Origin of the sequence: Pandoraea cepalis, assembly GCF_902459625.1 — a bacterium.
In the GTDB taxonomy this organism is placed as follows: Bacteria; Pseudomonadota; Gammaproteobacteria; order Burkholderiales; family Burkholderiaceae; genus Pandoraea; species Pandoraea cepalis.
Genome location: NZ_CABPRY010000001.1, coordinates 277,682 through 294,198, shown reverse-complemented (window position 1 = coordinate 294,198; position 16,517 = coordinate 277,682). Strand labels below are relative to the sequence as shown.

The 16,517-nt window shown below is 65.3% G+C and carries 12 protein-coding genes and 1 pseudogene; 7 read left to right on the top strand and 6 right to left on the bottom strand.

From position 1 onward, the window contains the following. The first annotated feature begins 74 nt into the window (after positions 1 to 74). Positions 75 to 1,085, top strand: coding sequence for a D-2-hydroxyacid dehydrogenase family protein (locus tag PCE31107_RS01250; protein WP_150606005.1), 1,011 nt, complete (start codon positions 75 to 77; stop codon positions 1,083 to 1,085). 23 nt (positions 1,086 to 1,108) lie between these two features. Here the strand turns inward: PCE31107_RS01250 and PCE31107_RS01245 are convergent, their stop codons facing one another. From PCE31107_RS01245 to PCE31107_RS01235, 3 genes are all read right to left on the bottom strand, one after another. Further along, positions 1,109 to 1,957 (bottom strand): patatin-like phospholipase family protein, encoded by an 849-nt coding sequence (locus PCE31107_RS01245; RefSeq protein ID WP_130024505.1) that lies wholly within the window; start codon positions 1,955 to 1,957, stop codon positions 1,109 to 1,111. Between the two features lie 55 nt (positions 1,958 to 2,012). Beyond that, positions 2,013 to 2,414, bottom strand: a complete 402-nt coding sequence (locus PCE31107_RS01240; RefSeq protein WP_130024504.1) for a PaaI family thioesterase — start codon at positions 2,412 to 2,414, stop codon at positions 2,013 to 2,015. A 148-nt stretch (positions 2,415 to 2,562) separates the two neighbouring features. Further along, positions 2,563 to 3,150 (bottom strand): hypothetical protein, encoded by a 588-nt coding sequence (locus PCE31107_RS01235; protein ID WP_246181677.1) that lies wholly within the window; start codon positions 3,148 to 3,150, stop codon positions 2,563 to 2,565. A gap of 383 nt (positions 3,151 to 3,533) precedes the next feature. Here PCE31107_RS01235 and PCE31107_RS01230 point away from each other — a divergent pair, with 383 nt between their 5' ends. Together PCE31107_RS01230 and PCE31107_RS01225 are read left to right on the top strand one after the other, a co-directional pair. Further along, a complete protein-coding gene (locus tag PCE31107_RS01230) occupies positions 3,534 to 3,941 on the top strand; it encodes a DoxX family protein (RefSeq protein WP_130024502.1) in 408 nt (135 codons plus the stop codon). Positions 3,942 to 4,176: 235 nt separating this feature from the next. Next, complete coding sequence (locus PCE31107_RS01225) at positions 4,177 to 4,746, top strand: Spy/CpxP family protein refolding chaperone (RefSeq protein ID WP_150606001.1); 570 nt, start codon at positions 4,177 to 4,179, stop codon at positions 4,744 to 4,746. Between the two features lie 57 nt (positions 4,747 to 4,803). On the opposite strand, the gene PCE31107_RS01220 is transcribed toward PCE31107_RS01225, so the two are convergent. Then, positions 4,804 to 5,490 (bottom strand): Fe2+-dependent dioxygenase, encoded by a 687-nt coding sequence (locus tag PCE31107_RS01220; protein ID WP_130024500.1) that lies wholly within the window; start codon positions 5,488 to 5,490, stop codon positions 4,804 to 4,806. Between the two features lie 15 nt (positions 5,491 to 5,505). Then, a complete protein-coding gene (locus PCE31107_RS01215) occupies positions 5,506 to 7,752 on the bottom strand; it encodes a TonB-dependent receptor (RefSeq protein ID WP_150605999.1) in 2,247 nt (748 codons plus the stop codon). Positions 7,753 to 8,279: 527 nt separating this feature from the next. Here PCE31107_RS01215 and PCE31107_RS01210 point away from each other — a divergent pair. The 3 genes from PCE31107_RS01210 (at position 8,280) to PCE31107_RS01200 (ending at position 13,869) form a co-directional block, all read left to right on the top strand. After that, positions 8,280 to 12,038, top strand: coding sequence for an AfsR/SARP family transcriptional regulator (locus PCE31107_RS01210; RefSeq protein ID WP_150605997.1), 3,759 nt, complete (start codon positions 8,280 to 8,282; stop codon positions 12,036 to 12,038). Between the two features lie 109 nt (positions 12,039 to 12,147). Further along, positions 12,148 to 12,735, top strand: a complete 588-nt coding sequence (locus PCE31107_RS01205; RefSeq protein ID WP_150605995.1) for a molybdopterin-dependent oxidoreductase — start codon at positions 12,148 to 12,150, stop codon at positions 12,733 to 12,735. 63 nt (positions 12,736 to 12,798) lie between these two features. Continuing rightward, a complete protein-coding gene (locus PCE31107_RS01200) occupies positions 12,799 to 13,869 on the top strand; it encodes an agmatine deiminase family protein (protein ID WP_150605993.1) in 1,071 nt (356 codons plus the stop codon). A 226-nt stretch (positions 13,870 to 14,095) separates the two neighbouring features. On the opposite strand, the pseudogene PCE31107_RS01195 reads toward PCE31107_RS01200, so the two are convergent. Then, a pseudogene (locus tag PCE31107_RS01195) lies at positions 14,096 to 14,938 on the bottom strand (FadR/GntR family transcriptional regulator); the annotation flags it as partial. A 291-nt stretch (positions 14,939 to 15,229) separates the two neighbouring features. Here PCE31107_RS01195 and PCE31107_RS01190 point away from each other — a divergent pair. Then, positions 15,230 to 16,435 (top strand): ABC transporter substrate-binding protein, encoded by a 1,206-nt coding sequence (locus PCE31107_RS01190; RefSeq protein ID WP_130024495.1) that lies wholly within the window; start codon positions 15,230 to 15,232, stop codon positions 16,433 to 16,435. Positions 16,436 to 16,517 lie beyond the last annotated feature (82 nt).

The following is a 16,517-nucleotide window of genomic DNA, read 5'->3' as shown; positions in this document are numbered from 1 at the left end:
CGCGGCGGCCTCAGACCCATGTTCCGCCCGCGCAGAGCGCTCGCCGTCCTGCGCCGATCCGATTACGTTTTGCCATGAAAATTGCCATTCTCGACGACTATCAGGACGCCGTTCGCAAGCTCGACTGCTTCTCCCTGCTGGCTGGTCACGACGTCAAGGTCTTCAACAACACGGTCAAGGGCGTCGGGCAACTCGCCGCCCGCGTCGGCGAAGCGGAAGTGCTCGTTCTGGTTCGCGAGCGCACCGCCATCACCGCCCAGCTCATCGACAAACTGCCGCGTCTGCGCATCATCAGCCAGACCGGGCGTGCCGGTGCGCACATCGACATCGACGCCTGCACCGCCCGCGGCGTGGCCGTGCTCGAGGGCATCGGCTCGCCGACCGCGCCGGCCGAACTCACCTGGGCACTGATCATGGCCGCGCAGCGCCGGATTCCTCAATATGTCTCCAGCCTCAAGCACGGTGCGTGGCAGCAGTCCGGTCTGAAATCGTCGAGCATGCCGGCGAATTTCGGGCTGGGCCAGGTGCTGCGCGGTCAGACCCTCGGCCTCTGGGGCTACGGCAAGATCGGCCGACTCGTGGCGGGCTACGGCCGCGCGTTCGGCATGGAAGTGATGGTCTGGGGCCGCGAAGGATCGCGAGAAGCCGCCGCCGCCGACGGCTTGCGCGTGGCGAACAGCAAGGAAGAACTCTTCACGCAAAGCGACGTGCTGTCGTTGCACCTGCGCCTGAGCGACGAGACGCGTCACCTCGTCAAACTCGACGACCTGCTGCACATGAAGCCCACGGCACTGTTCGTGAATACGAGCCGTGCGGAACTGGTCGAAGAGAACGCATTGATCACGGCGCTCAATCGGGGCCGCCCCGGCATGGCCGCCATCGACGTCTTCGAGAGCGAGCCGATTCTGCAGGGCAACCCCCTGCTGCGACTGGAGAATTGCGTGTGCACGCCGCACATCGGCTACGTCGAGCGAGAAAGTTACGAGCTGTATTTCCGCGTGGCCTTCCAGAATATCGTCGATTTCCTGAACGGCGACCGCTCGCACGTCGCCAACCCGGCCGCGCTGCTCGGTTTCGGGCGCTGATATTTGCAGCGCCGACGAGGCGCCTACGCCATCGTGTCCCGATGTCGCAGGAAAGTCTCGCCGTCCTGGCGACCGAGCGCGAAGGCCGGGCCCATCATCTCGGGACGCGTGTAATCCCAACTCGAAATCGGCACGGGCACGGACGGCTGCACGTACAAGCGGTCCTGCCCGGCATGATGTTGCGTGAAGATCTGCGGACGCGGATAGCGCCGCGTCACCAGCACCAGCACACGCCCCGGCGTGACGTCGAGCGCATCGACCGGTACGTTGTCGACCATGCCCCCGTCGAGCACAGGGCGACCGTCGCGCCGCAGAATCGGCGTGAACGGCGGCGTGCATGAAGATTGCAGCATCAGGTCGGCCAGGTCCGCTGTCGTCCGGCAGTCCTGCGCGCGCACGAATTCGGGGGTAAAGCCGAGCTGCCTCGCGAGCGTTGGATGCAACGTGCGGCGCACGTGCTTGTCAATGTTGTAAGCCACTAGCCCGGCCGCCGTCGCCATGCGTGGCCCCAGCCAGCGCGGGATGTGCGACACGCCCACGCGAATCTCCGGCGCCGCGGCAAGTTTGTCGAGCTGGCCGTCATAGATCGCGAGCAGCGCTTGACGATAGATGCGGTAATGCGGAAACACCCGCTCACGGCGCACCAGATTGCCCCAATAGGCATTCTTGCGATTGCTCGCGAGCGCCTGCCGGTAGTAATCCATCACCCAGTCCGACGAGCGCATGTGCAGCATGCACGCCGTGGCCGCGCCGGCAGAAATGCCGGTGATGATACGCGGGCGCAGCGGCATGTCGCGCGTCACGCGCTCCCAGAATCCCGCCTGCCACCAGCAACGGTTGCCGCCCCCGGCGAATACGATCTGATCGAACACTTGCCCTCCTCGGTACTATCGCGCGAGCCACGTCGACCGCCTCGCGCCCGTGTGCTCACAGCAGCGCGTAAGTCGTCGTCGCGTGCACGGCCATCTTGCCCGACGCGTCGAGAATTTCGATTTCGCCGAACACCAGGTTCTTGCCTCGACGCAGAATTCGCGCGATCACGCGCAGATCGCCATCGGTCACCGGGCGCATGAACTGCGTGTTGAGTGTAACGGTTGTCATCGGCTGGAAGCCGCCGAGCGCGGCTGAGAGTGCCACCACCATCGCCGTGTCGGCCACGGCCATGAACACCTGCCCGCAGATCACGCCACCGCCATGCTTGAATGCGGCATCGAACGGCAATCTGAGCTCGCTTTGCTCCGGACCGGTCGCTTCGATCCGCAGATTCAATTGCCGCACCCACGGCGACACGAGTCCGTCGAGCATCTTCTGCGCTTGCACCAGCTCCATCCTGAGCGTCCTCCGGTTTCGTTGAGACGCCGATGATAGCCCCAAAACACAAGCGCCACCCCGCCAGGGGTAGCGCTTGTGTCATCCGCCAGGGTCATGCGCCTCGGTCATGCACGGGTCATGCACGCGAATACCCCTCAGCGACCCCTCATCCGTTCGTCTTGTCGTGACGAATCCGGCGGCTCTGATGATTTTCGCGGTGCTGCACGCCGGCCTGCTCGCCCGCGCTCACGTGACCGTTCTTGCCGGCATGCGCTTCGGCGGCGTCGACATGCGCCTGCCCGCGCTCGAGGCTACCGGCCTGCTGGTTGGTCAACGTACCGGCGGCTTGTCCTTGCGCGATGCGCTTCTCCTGATTGACGTTGCGTTGCACGTCGGCCTGCATGCGCTCCGACGACGCCGATCCGGGATTCGCCGCCCGGTCGTTGTGCTTGAGCTGCTCGATCTTGGCGCTCTCCTTGTTCTGGTCGCGGGCAATGCGGGCCTTCTCGGCCGCCGTATCGCCGGTGTGATCGGCGTGCGCCTGCATCCGGTCGATCTTCGCCTCGCCCTTCTCGAGACGCGACGCTTCCTTCGTCGTCAACTGACCGCTCTTGAGGCCATTGTCGATGCGCTGCTGTTGCTTGACGTCGCGCGACGTCTCGGTCGTGGGCGTCTGGGCAAACGCCTGCGAGGCGAACACACCGCCCAAGGCAAGGGTCGCGGCGCTCAGAATCACGGTTTTGCGGACGTTCATAATGGAATCCTTATTGGCTTTGCACTGCTTTGAATTGGCCTGAACGCGCATGCGGTGATGCGTCTTCAGGAAACCGGCGGGGATCCGGGCCGTTGGCGGGATTGCCAGCGAATGACCGTGTCCTTATGCGGTTTAACGGCGCAGGCGAGCGCCGCGCCGACAGCCGGCGTGTAACCGGGCAGTCCGAAAAGTAACCACGTGTAATCGGCGCGCCTGTCGCGATTCGCGCTATGTCCCTGAAATCGATAGGACACCCGCAGACAGCACCGTAACGATTTGATACAGTGGTGCCCATTTGGCCGGCACGCGGCGCGAGCGAGCGTGCTACTCCGTACCTGTCAGCCCCCTTACGCGAATTCGCGAGTCAAGAAGGAGCCTTCCCCATGCAGAGCACCAGAGACGATCTCGGCAAACTGATCTTGCGCCTTACCCTCGGCATCCTGCTGCTGTTTCACGGCGTCAGCAAGGTCATCAACGGGATCGGCTTCATCGAGGGCATGATCACGTCGCACGGCCTGCCGAGCTTTCTCGCCTACGGCGTCTATCTCGGCGAACTGCTCGCCCCGGTCCTGCTGATTCTCGGCGTTCTCACCCGCCTGGGCGGCCTGCTCGTCGTGGGCAACATGGTGGTCGCGTTCGCGCTGGTGCACCTGAACCAACTGGGCGATCTCGCGAAGACCGGCGGCTGGTCGCTCGAACTGCAAGCCTTCTACTTGTTCATGGGCGTTTGCCTGATGCTCTTCGGCGCGGGCCGCTACAGCGTGTCGGGCGGTCGCGGCGCCTGGGACTGATCGACGGACGAAGCGCGCCAGTCGCACTCTTTTGCGCGAACTGTCGCGCGCAGTTCATGAACGGCCCGCCCTTGTCGACACCCGGCAAGGGCGGGCCGAGTCGTTTCGGAATATTGCGAATCCCGGCGCTGGTAACGTCAGGTAATACACCGGTTGCACTTTGCAACGTGTTCGCTGCGGCGATGACTTACTCTGAAACTGCCAATTCCGGCAGTATCCACAGGGAGTCAACACCATGCGCAAACTGAAGATCGCCGCCGCGTCGGCCATCCTCGTCGCCACCTCGATGCTCGGCGTCGCTCATACCGCCAATGCCGCCGATGCGGCGGCACCGGCCACGGCACCCCATGCCGCCGCGTACCACATGCGCGGCGAGCGCGGCCCGTGGGGGCTCGGCGACATGCACAAGCTGCACGATCAATTGAAACTCAACGCGCAGCAGGAACAAGCGTGGCAGCAGGCCGTGACCACGTCGAAGCAGAATCACGACGCCATGCGCAAGAATGGCGAACAGTTCCGGCAGATGATGGCGCAGACGAAGGATCAGACGATCCTCGACCTGGCCGGCATGCGCGCCGCCCGCGAGAAGGCGTTCGACGAGAACCGTCAGCTTCGCAGCCAGACGGAGGATGCCTGGTTGAACGTGTACAACGGTCTGAACAACGACCAGAAGACGCTCGTGAGCACTACGATCAAGGCGCGCTGGGCCAAGATGAAGGCCTGGCACGACAAGGCAAGGCAACATCGCGGTCCGATGCACAAGAACGCCCCGGCCCCGCAACCGCCGGCCGGTCAAGCGCAGTAAGTCACATCGGTGCGAGTCCAGCGCCGCCGGGCACGATGGCCCGGCGCGCGCCGGTGCTCAGGTCTCGCTCCACAGGCGTAGCAGGTTGTGATAGCAGCCGACGAGCGAGCGCCGCGCGGTCTCGTCCGCGTCCGACGCGTTGAGACGCTGGATCGCGTTGTCCATGTCGAAGAGCAGCGTGCGCTGCGTGTCGTCCCTCACGAGACTCTGCACCCAGAAGAAGCACCCGACCCGCGTGCCACGCGTGATCGGGTTCACACGATGCAGGCTGGTCGCCGGATACAGCACCATGTCGCCTGCCGCCAATTTCACCTCGTGCGCCCCGTACTGATCCTCGATCACCAGTTCTCCGCCGTCGTACGCATCCGGAGACGTGAGAAAGAGCGTGGCGGAGATATCCGTGCGAATGCGCATGCCGCTGCCCGGCTGCAAACGAATCGCCCCGTCCACGTGGTGGCCGAAGTGCATGCCTTCGCCATAGCGGTTGAACATCGGCGCGTACACCTTGTTCGGCAATGCCGCGCTGATAAACAGCGGGTGTCGCTCCAGCGCACCGAGAATCACGTCGCCCAGTTCGCGAGCCACGGCCGAGCGCTCGTCGATCTGCTGGTTTTGTTTGACGGGCGCCCCCTGATAGCCCGCCGTGGCCAGGCCGTCGACCCATGCGTCGCCCGCGTTGTCGAGCGATGCGCGAACCCAGCGCACCTGATCGGCATTGAGGACATTCGGAATGCGTAGCAACATCGACGTGCGTCTCCGTCAGAACCGGTAAGTGCCCGTGAGCAGCGCCGTGCGCCCGATGCCCGGCGCAGCCCGCCCGCCGTCGGACGGCACCAGGGCGTCGAAGTAGGTCTTGTTGAACACGTTGAGCAGATTGAGGCGAATGTCGTATTTCGGCTGATGGTAAGCGATCGTGGCGTCCCAGCGCGTGTAACCCCCCACGCGAATCAGGTTCGTGTTCGCCGCATAGCGCATTGACATGTACTTCATGCCGCCGCCCACCTCCCAGTGACCGAGCGTATAGGTCGACCAGAGCGTCAGCGAGTGTCGCGGCGTGTTGGCCAGCACATTGCCCTGCGTGCCGTCGTTCGCCTGCACCACTTCCGAGTTCAGGAACATATAGCCGCCCATCACCTGCCAGTTCGACGTGATACGGCCCGTGGCGCTCACCTGCGCACCGCGAATGCGCACCTTGCCCGCGTTCGTGTATTCGCCCGACGTGCCGGTCTGCGTGCGCGCATTGTCCTGCGTGACCTGAAACAGCGCGGTGTTGATCGCCAGATTGTCGTCGAACAGACTCCACTTGCTGCCGACTTCGAACGATTCGTTCGTCGCGGGCGGCAGGGCCTGCGTGTTGTTGGTGACGGTGAGCGTTTCAAGCGAGGGGTTGAACGACGTGCCGTACGAGAAGTAATACGACTGTGCCTCGCTCGGCTGATAGATCACGCCCGTGCGCACGCTCGTATGGTTGACCGTTTGCGTCGCGTAGCCCGGAGAACTGACGGTGTTCGAAAGCTGCGCCTTGAAGCGATCCCAGCGCAGGCCGCCCACAATCTTCCAGTGGCGGGTCAGTTCGACGGTATCGTTCGCGTAGAACGCGACGGTCTGCGCCGTTCCCTGCGCCAGGTTACCGGCGGTCGTCGTGACATTCGGCAGATTGGCATAGTACGCCGTACTGTTGGCGGGAATCCAGCCGAGGAAGCCCGTCGACTGTCCGGCGCCGGTGCGCGAATACGCCTGATTTTCATAGGTGTCCTGCCCGAACTCCGCACCGGCGATCAGGGTATGCTTGACCGGACCGGTCGCGAATGTCTTCACGACATCGGTCTGGTTGTACAGCGACGAGTCGGTGATCTTGCGATCGTGACTCTGCAACTGCACCCAGAGCTGATCGAGCGAATACGACGGAAGTCCCGCCGTCGGACGGGCCGGCAACGACGTGAATCCCCCGGTGCCGTTGGCGACGCCCACGGCATGCGGCGACGTTTCGATGGCGTCGATGACGTAGCGGCTGTATTGCGTCTGGTTCGTGATCTTCAGACTGTCGTCGACCCTATGCTCGATCTTGGCCGAGAGGCTCATCACGTCCTGCACCGTGCGGTCGGTCGTCAGGCCGTAGAACTGTTGCTTCGACACCGGCAGAGGACTGCCGTTGTAGCCCACGGTGCCGTAGTCCGCCATATCGCGGTTATGTTGGACGAGCGCGGAAAGCGTGATCTGTGTGGGCGTACCGATACCAAGCTTGAGCGTGGGCGCAACGCCCCAATCCCGATTGTTCATGACGTCGCGCGTCGTATGGATATTTTGCGCAAAGCCGTTGATCCGGAACGCCGCAGTATCCGAGAGCGGATGATTGACGTCGAACGAGGTGCGGTACTGGTCGTTCGTGCCAAGCGTTCCGGAGACTTCATTCAGCGGCTTGAGATTGGCCTGCTTGCTCACCTGGTTGATGACGCCACCGGTCGAACCCCGGCCGAACAGCATGGACGACGGGCCTTCGAGCACCTCGATGGCCTCGAGATCGAACGTGTCGCGATAGTACTGGCCGCGATCGCGCAAGCCGTCGAGATAGATATCGGTGCGTGCCGCGAAACCGCGCAGATTGATGTTGTTGCCGATCTGCCCGCCCTCCGCGCCGCCGAGCGTAATGGCCGGCGAATTGCGCAGCGCGTCGGCGAACGACGTGGCGCCCTGCGCCTGCATGACCGCCTTGTCGATCACGGTGACCGATTGCGGGATGTCGCGGATCGCCGTGGGCACCTTGCCGCCGACGGTCGAGATGTCGCGCTGGTAGTCATCACGAATCGACGTGCCGGACACTTCGGTCTGCGGCAACGTGGCGGCCGGCGCCGCGCCTTGCGTCGTGGTCTGCGTCGTGCTTTGGGTCGTGCCCTGGGTCGGGGCGGCAACCGTGCTCTGTGCCATGGCGGGCGAGCCATAAGCGACGGCAAACGGCGTGGCGAAGAGGGCCATCATGGCCACCGTCAGAGGCTTGCGTTGCATCATGATCGATCGGTTTCGAAAGGCGTCGTGGTCGGAATAAGGAGGAAGAACACCGATGGGTCGCGCCGAGCCCCACGCTGACGTCTCATCCGCGATCGATGTCCTCGATATGGAGCGCGAATATAAATGAGAATGATTTACATTACAATCGCTTTACGACGATTGACGTAAATCTCCGACAGTCATCTCGCGTCCGGCAACACCTTGGCAGCGCGACCGACCGCCCGATCGATCGCGGCATGTGAGCGCAGGGACGGCGCGACGCTCGCAATGACATGTGAATTCCTCGGGTATTGCCGAAGAAATTGAGTCTCGTGTTTATACTTTGGGTTGCAGTACTGAAAGCATTCGGCCGGAGCCCCCCCGGAACGGCCTTGACGTTTCGCCAGATTGCCGATGCGCCGGTCCCGATGGCAGCCCATGCCGCGCGCCGGATCCGTCGGTCGGGCACGACGACATCTTGAATTCGCCGCGCCGGTGCCACTCCCCTGGGGTGCGCGCCGGTGTTGCCTATTTGCCGTCCAGGGACAATGCAAGCCACCAGATCGCTCTACCTGCTGGGACCGATGCGGGTCGAACAAGGCAAACAAGCCTGCGCCGTGAAATACACGAAAGCGCGGGGCCTGTTGGCCTACCTCGCCCTGCAACCGGGCTTCCATACGCGCGGCGCACTCGCCGACCTGTTCTGGCCCGATGAAGATGGCCAGGGGGGCCGCGACAAGCTCAAGCGCATGCTCTTCCATCTGCGCGACACCCTCGGCGACGAACTCTTCGAATCCGATCGTCAGGTTGTGCGTCTGCGCCCCGAGACCGGCCTCTGGATCGACGCGCATGTCTTCGCGAGCATGATCGAGCAGGCGAATCGCACGCTCGACGCCGTGACGGGCCTGGATCTGGCCGCGCATCTACAACATCTCGCCGACGCCGTCGCGCTCTACCAAGGCCCGTTCCTGCACGGACTGTCGGTACGCGACACCCCCGATCTCGAACAGTGGATCGAGCTCCAACGCGACGAATATCAGCGCCGCCGTGTCTTTGGCGAGCGGCTGCTCGCCGACGGTTACGCCCGTCTGGGCGATCTCGATCAGGCACTCGCGCATGCACGCCAGCTCGTCGCGCTCGCCCCGTTCGACGAATCGGGCTGGCACTGCCTGCTCGCGCTGCTGCTGCGCGCCGGACGCCGCGACGAAGCCGAGACCGAATACCGCCGTCTGCGCGACATCCTCGACGAAGAACTCGGTGAGTTGCCCGGCGAGGCGCTCACCCAGTTGCTGGAGACGCCGCCCGCGCGCATGGAACAGCGCGCGACGGGCCCGGAGCGCCGCCAACTGACGGTCGTGGCCATCGAACTCGCGCCGAACGGCATTGACGATCCTGACCAGCTCGTGGGCGCGATGCGCCCGCCGCTCGTGCAGTGCGAGACGATCCTGCGCCAATCGTGGGGCTACACGGTGCGCACGCCGACAGGCGGCCTGCTCGGCTATTTCGGCTATCCCACCGCCCTCGAGGGCGCCGGGCGGCACGCCGTCGAAGCCGCCATGCGCTGCGTGCAGGCAAGCTCCGCGCGCGTTGGCATCGGTGTGGGCATTCACACCGGGCTGGTCATCAGCTCGGTGGCGGACGACAGCCCCGACACTGGCGGACGCGTCTCGCGCTCGGCCACACAGCTTGCCGACATGGCGCTCCCCGGCGAAGTGTTGATCTGCGACGCCACGCAACGTCTCATTGGCGTGGCCATCCCCACCACGTCGCACGGCAGCGTGCGCGAGCGCCACGCCCATCGCGAGATTCCGGTGTTTCGCGTCAATCCCGACCCGACGCCGGAACGCCGTTCGCGCCGTCGCGCGGCGATGCTCTTCGGCCGCGATGCCACCCTGGCGGAACTCACCGCCGCGCACACGGCCATGCGCGACGCCAGCGCCGGACACGGCGTGCTGGCACTCGTGATCGGCGAAGCCGGTATCGGCAAATCGGCGCTGGTGCGGCATTTCGTGGAGACGCGCGGCCTGCGCGCGATCGAACTGGCCTGTGCGCCGGACGGTGCAGGCACGCCCTTCCACCCGATCGCGCGCTGGCTGCGCGCGCGATCCGTCGACGACGCTGCGGAACTCCCACAACCCGCCCTGCTGGCGCATCGCCGCCTGTGCGCCCTGTTTGACCGGCATGCCGACGCCAACGTGCCGCACGCATGGAAACAGGCGGTACTCGACGAGACGCCCGCCCTGCTCTCCGCCCTGCTGCCCGATGGCGGCGTGCTGGTGCTCGACGATGCCCACTGGGCCGATCCATCCACGCTGGAATGGCTCGCGCTCATGGCGGAGAATCCGCCGCGCGGCCGCCTGTTGATGGTGTGCGCCCGGCCCGAATTCGAGCAACCGTGGCGTCATCACGTGGGCATGCGCCGGATCGACCTGGCACCGCTCGATGCAGGCGCCGCCGCGTCGATCGTGCGCGCGGCGACCCCGCGCGTGGCCCTGCCCGCCGCCCTGCGCGAGCGCATCGTGCATCTGGCCGAGGGCGTGCCGCTGTTCCTGCAAGAACTGGCGCGGGCCACGGCGGCCCAACAGGGCGCCCGCACCGCCGCCGGCGCCATGCCCATGCCCGCGAGCCTTCAGGAACTGATGATGGCGCGTATCGACGCGGCAGGCAGCGCCAAGCCGGTCGCCCACTTCGCCTCGTGTCTCGGCCCGGCATTTCAAGCCGACCTGCTCGCCGCCGCGAGCGGACGTTCGATGGCGCTCGTCGAGCGCGCGCTCGACACGCTCGTCGCCTGCGCACTGGTGCAGCGGCAGGACAATGGCCGCTACGTCTTCCGCCACGCGCTGCTGCACAAGGCCGCCTACGACGCTCAGCCGCAGGAACGCCGCCAGGACGCGCACCGCCGAATCGCGCTCGCCATGCGCGAGCACGCCGCCGCCGCGCAGACCGAACCCGAAGTACTCGCCTGGCATTTCCGTCAGGCCGACGAACCGGACGCCGCCATCGAGCACTACCGTCTCGCGGGCGAATATGCGACCGGACGCCAGGCGTTCCGCGAGGCGTGCGCGCACTACCAGAGCGCGCTCGACGTGCTGCGTCAGACCGGCACCGGTGCTCAGACCGCGCAGCGCGAGCTGCAACTGCGCATGGCGCTCGGCGTGCCGCTCGTCTCGCTGCACGGCTATGGCTCGGAGCCGGCGCGCCACAACTTCGAGACGGCCCTCGCGCTCGCGCAGCCAATGGGCGACGACGTCGCGCTGTTCCCGGTCTTCTGGGGACTGTGGCTCGGCTCGAGCTCCTGGAGCGGCTTCGAGCGCAGCATCGAGCTCGCACGCAAGCTCATCCTCATCGCGGAACAGGCCGGTGCGGCACCGTTGCTCGCCCATGCGTACTACGCACTGGGCAACAGCCTGTGCTGCCACGGCGACTTCGGCGGCGCGGTCACGGCGCTGGAAAGCAGCCTGGCCCACTATCGTCCCGAGCACGCCGATACCGGCCTGGGCGAAGACGCTCGCATCACCGCACTCTCGTTCCTCTCGTGGGCGTATTGGTTCGTCGGACGGCACGACGCGTCGCTCGCGGCCAGCGAAGCCGCGCTGGCAATGGGACGTCAGCAAGGCCGCCGCTATTCCTTTTCGTTCGCTCTGGTGTTTGCCGCGATGCTGCGCCGCCTGCGTCGCGAGGTCGCCTCCGCCGAAGCGCTGGCGAGCGAGGCCATCGAAGTCGCGTCGGAGACCGGCGTGGCGCTCTGGGCACTCGCCGGGCAGACGATTCGCGGCTGGGCGCTCGCCTCGCGCGGCGACGTGAGCGGCCTCGAGCGCATTACCGACAGCGTAGGACGCCTAAGCGAAATCATGGGCGGCGTCGAGGGCATCTTCTTCGGGCTGCTCGTGGAAGCCTGTGCCGGCACGGGCGACATTGCGCTCGGACTGCATGCAACCGAGCGCGGCACCCATGTGACCGCGCGCCGCAGCGACGCCCATTGGCAAGCGGAATTCCTGCGCCAGAAGGGGAGTTTTCTGCGCGCCGGTCATCATCCCGACGACGCCGTGCGTCCTTGGCTCGAGCATGCACTGCAGATCGCGCAGGCGCAGGCGTCGCCAATGCTCACCTTGCGCGCGTCCGTCAGTCTGTTGCGCCTGGGCGGCGGCAACGCGCCGGGCGATGCCGAGTACGTGGCCGTACTGCGTGGGGCGCTCGACGCACTGCAAGGCGGCGAGACCCTTGCCGACGTGCAGGAGGCGCGTGCGGTGATCGCCGACGTTTTCGCGCGCCGGCCCGTCCTGCGCACCGCCCGCTACGGTAGCTGATCGGGCACGGGCAAGCGAATAGCGGCTATCAGGCACGACGTATGTCCGTGCGGGGCCCGGCCGCTATATTGCGGCGACCGGTGCCCCCACGCCCAACCACCGAACCGACATGTCTCTCGACTCCATGCGCGCGCCCGCCGGCGCCTCGCCAGACACTCGCCTCACCGCCAGCGGCGCACCGCCCGCTTCGGTGAGTCCCCTGCCTCTCACGCACGTCGAACCCGCGGCGCCTGACGCATTGGTATCGCGGGAGGTGGTCGTCTCCGGCTGCGTCAAGCGTCGTTACTCCTTCGATCTCTGCGCGCTGATGCGCCTGCCGACGCAACTGACCGGGCCGCTCGACGTCGTCTGCCTGTCGGGCAGAATGGTGCGCAGCGCGAGCGAATACAAAGGCGTCAGGCTGAGCGCACTGCTCGACATCGCGCAACTGCGCCTACCGCACGCACGCGACTTCACGCGAGCCTTCGTATTGGCGCAGGGTGCCGACGGCTACACCGTCATGTTCTCGTGGCACGAGCTGTACAACACGCCGGTGGGCATCGGCGCACTCGTGGTCTATGAACGCGACGGACAGCCGCTTGACGATGACGAAGGCGGCATTGGCCTAATCTCGACGGGCGATTTTCGCGTGGCGCTACGCCAGGTACGTGCACTCAAGCGGCTTTCCGTCCATTTGGCCGATTCCCCTCCCCGTTGACGGGCCCCGCGCCGAGCGTGAGCCACTTACACTGGTGGCACTTTTCTCACGGTCACGCGAACGATGACGCCACCTCACCCCCCACTAGTCGCGACGCACGCGAACGCCGCCGGCCCCTGGCGCATGCCACCCGAGTGGCATCCGCATGCCGCCTGCTGGATGGCGTGGCCGAGCCACACGGTCATGTCGGGCGCCCGCCGACATGAGGTCGTCGGTGAGCTGGGACGCATGGCCCACGCGATCGCGCGCTTCGAGCCGCTGCATGTGGCGGTGGATCCGCATCATCTCGACGAAGCGCGCCGCCTCCTGCCGGCCAGCGCCACCCTTCACCCGATGCCCGTCGACGATCACTGGATGCGCGACACCGGCCCTACCTTCGTGCTCGACGACGCCGGGGCGCTGCACGCGCTGCGCTGGAACTTCAACGGTTGGGGCCAGAAGATCCGGCCGATGCCGCACGCCGATCCGACGCTTGCGGAACGCGTCGCGCTGGCGCTCGACGTGGCTACGACGTCGATGCCGCTCGTGGCCGAGGGCGGGTCGTGGCATGTGGACGGCGAGGGCACGCTGATCGTGACGCAGACGTCGGTGCTCAATCCGAATCGCAACCCCGGACTGACGCGTCGTGAGGCAGAAGACGTGTTCCGTCATTGGCTGGGCGTGACGCACGTCGTGTGGTTGCCCGGCTCGCGGCTCGATACGATCACCGACGGTCACGTCGACGGCATCGCGAGCTTCGTGCGGCCTGGCGTGTTGCTCGCCACCGGGGCCGACGGCAATGACGAATGGGCACGTGAAGCGAGGGAAAACCTGCGAGCGCTGCGCCTGGCGCGCGATGCCCGCGGACGGCCCTTCGAGATCGGCCTGCTGCCCTGCATCGACTTCGACGCGCTGCCCGCCGCCGTCTCGGACGATCCCGACTTCGCGCCGGAGTATGTGAATTTCTATTTGCCAAACGGTGGCGTAGTGATGGCATCGTTCGGCGATTCGGCGGCCGACGCGCAGGCGCGAGACATTGTGCAGCAGGCGTTCCCCGACCGACGCATCGCGCAGGTGCCGCTGCGTGGCATTGCGCGGCGCGGCGGCGGGATTCATTGCTGCACGCAACAACAACCGGCGTCGATCTCGCCTTGAGCTGTCGGCGCGCGCCGCCCCGCGTCCGCCCCGGCCCGCCTTAACTCGACGCCGTACGACGTTTGCGCGCGGGCGCGGTCTTCGTCGCCGCGTCGGCCTTCGTGCCGGGGGTCTTCGGCTTTGCTGACGGCTTCGCGACGGCCTTCGTCGTTGGCTTCGTCGTCGGCATCTCGGCGGGCTTCACGACAGGCTTCGTCGCCGGCTTCGCCAAACGCTTTCCCTCGCCCGCCGGTGCACGCGGCGCGTTCGTCGCGAGTTGCGAGCGCACGCGCTGCTGCATGTCGACGATGTCCGAATCGAGAATGAGACGACCGCGCAGTTTCCCGTTCATCCGTTTGATATAGGTGCGCGCTTCCTGCATGTGAACCTGCATGAGTTCACGCACGCGTTGCGAATCCCCTGCGCGCGCCGCGTCGGTAATCCGACGATGGATATCGACGTTCGCCGTACCGAACTTCTCGTGCTCGCGTCGCGGCGTCTCGTTGCCGAACACAATCAGTTGGCGAATCATCTCGTTGACGAGTTCGCACGTGAACCGCAGAAAGCTGTTGGGATTGGCCGCCGCGAGAATGTCGTGGAAGTCCATATCGGCCTGACGCTGGCGCAGCAATTCGCGCCGGTCGTGCGAAGCGGGACTGCAACACGCCATGTTGTGCTCCAGCGCGTCGAAGTCGGCCTCGGTCAGATGCGGCACCGCACCCGCGGCCAGCTCCGGCTCGAGCAGTTGGCGCACCGTGTAAATGTCGTCGATGCTTACTTCCTTGAAGAACAGGTAGTTCTGCATGAGCTGGAAGGTGCGATCGAGCGGTACCTCCACCACCATGCCGCCGCCCGACGGGCCGGTGCTCACCTTGATGAGACCCTGAACTTCGAGCGACTTGAGCGCTTCGCGAATGGTGCTCTTCGACACCGCGAACATCTGCTGCAATTCCACTTCGCGCGGCAGACGATCGCCAGGCAGCAGGTTGCCCTCGGTAATCAGGCGCTTGATGGCTTCGGCGACCAGATCGCCACGTTTTTGTTGTTTGATTTCCAACGGCTCTCTCACCGTCTGCGCATCTCGTGCCATAAGGCGCCTCACAAGGGTCCGTTCACGTGGCTTGCCGGCTTGCGAACGTGTTCTACCGGCGGTGCCGGATGAGAATTTTTTCCGATTGACACCCCGAAATATTATACCTACGATCAAATTCATCCTATTTATCATAATAAATATGACGGATAGGGATAAGGCCCCGGACGTTGCCAGCTGTCACGCTCAGGTCGCTGCCGCAGATCGATTCTCGGATCGCCGGCCGGTCGGCGTGTGACGCGCTGCACGTTTGCATCCCATGAACGATTGCTCCCTTCCCTGGAGACCCAATTGAATCGTCGTGAACTGTTGAAGCTCGCCGCTGCGGCGTCTCTGCCTGCCTCCTTGATCTCCGCGCGCGACGTGTTCGCGCAGACCACCGGCGCCATCCAGTTGGCGTGTCCGGTACCGATGTCGGGGCCGTTCGCGGCCAACGGCAAGTTTGCCGATCTGGGCATGAAGCTCGTTGTCGAGCAGTACGGCAAGGTGGTTGGCCGACCGCTCGCCTATACCACCCTCGATACCGAAGGCAAGCCCGCCACGGCCATCCGTCGCGTGCAGGAAATCGCGCAACAGAAGGGCGCGCGCTTCTTCGCGGGCGGCATTCTGTCGTCCGAAGCACTCGCCATGGGTAAGGAAGTCGAGAAGGCCGGCGGCATATTCATCACCACGGCCGGCGCCGACGAAATCACAGGCAAGGACTGCAACAGCGCCACGTTCCGCTGGTCGGTGCCGACCTTCGGCGCCATCGAGCAAACGGTGCGCCCGCTCATCGAATCGATGCCCAAGGCCAAGCGCTGGTACACGATTACGCCGCAATACGTGTTCGGCGAAGGCTTGCTCACGGCCGCGAAGAACGTCTTCAAGGAAAAAGGCATCGAGCACGTTGGCAACAGCTACCACTCGCTGTCGGAGAAGGAGTTCTCGGGCTATCTCACCAACGCCGTCGCCGCCAAGCCCGACGTGCTGCTGCTCCTGAACTTCGGCTCGCAATCGTCCGACACGTTGCGTCAGGCAGTGAGCTTCGGCATGAAGAACAACTGCACGATCCTGATGGCGTGGGCCTCCGGCCTGGAGCAGTTCGAGACGCTCGGCGCCGATCTGTGCGAGGGGGTGTACTTCGGTGCGCAGTACTGGCACGCAGTGGCCTCGCCGCTGAACCTCGATCTCGTCAAGCGCACGCAGGCACGCTTCAAGCAGAATCCGAACTACAGCCTCGCGGGCTCGTATATCTGCACGAAGCTCATGCTCGACGGCATGATCAAGGCCGGCAGCGCCGATCCGAAGGCCGTCATCGCCGCGATGGAAGGCATGAAGTACGACGGGCTCACCGGGCCGGAAGAGATCCGCAAGGGTGACCACCAGGTGCTCAAGAACTACTATCTGCTCAAGGGCAAGGCCAAATCGAAGATGCGCAACGCCGACGATTTCGCCGACATTGTCAGCGCCGGGAAATCGTTCCTGCCGCTCGACAAGACCGAGTGCAAGCTGGCCTGAGCCGGTAGCGCGGCGCGCCGCCGCTGCGCGAACGCTCACGCCGTGTCGCTCGCGGGGACGCCTGGCCGTCCCCGCAAGTGTC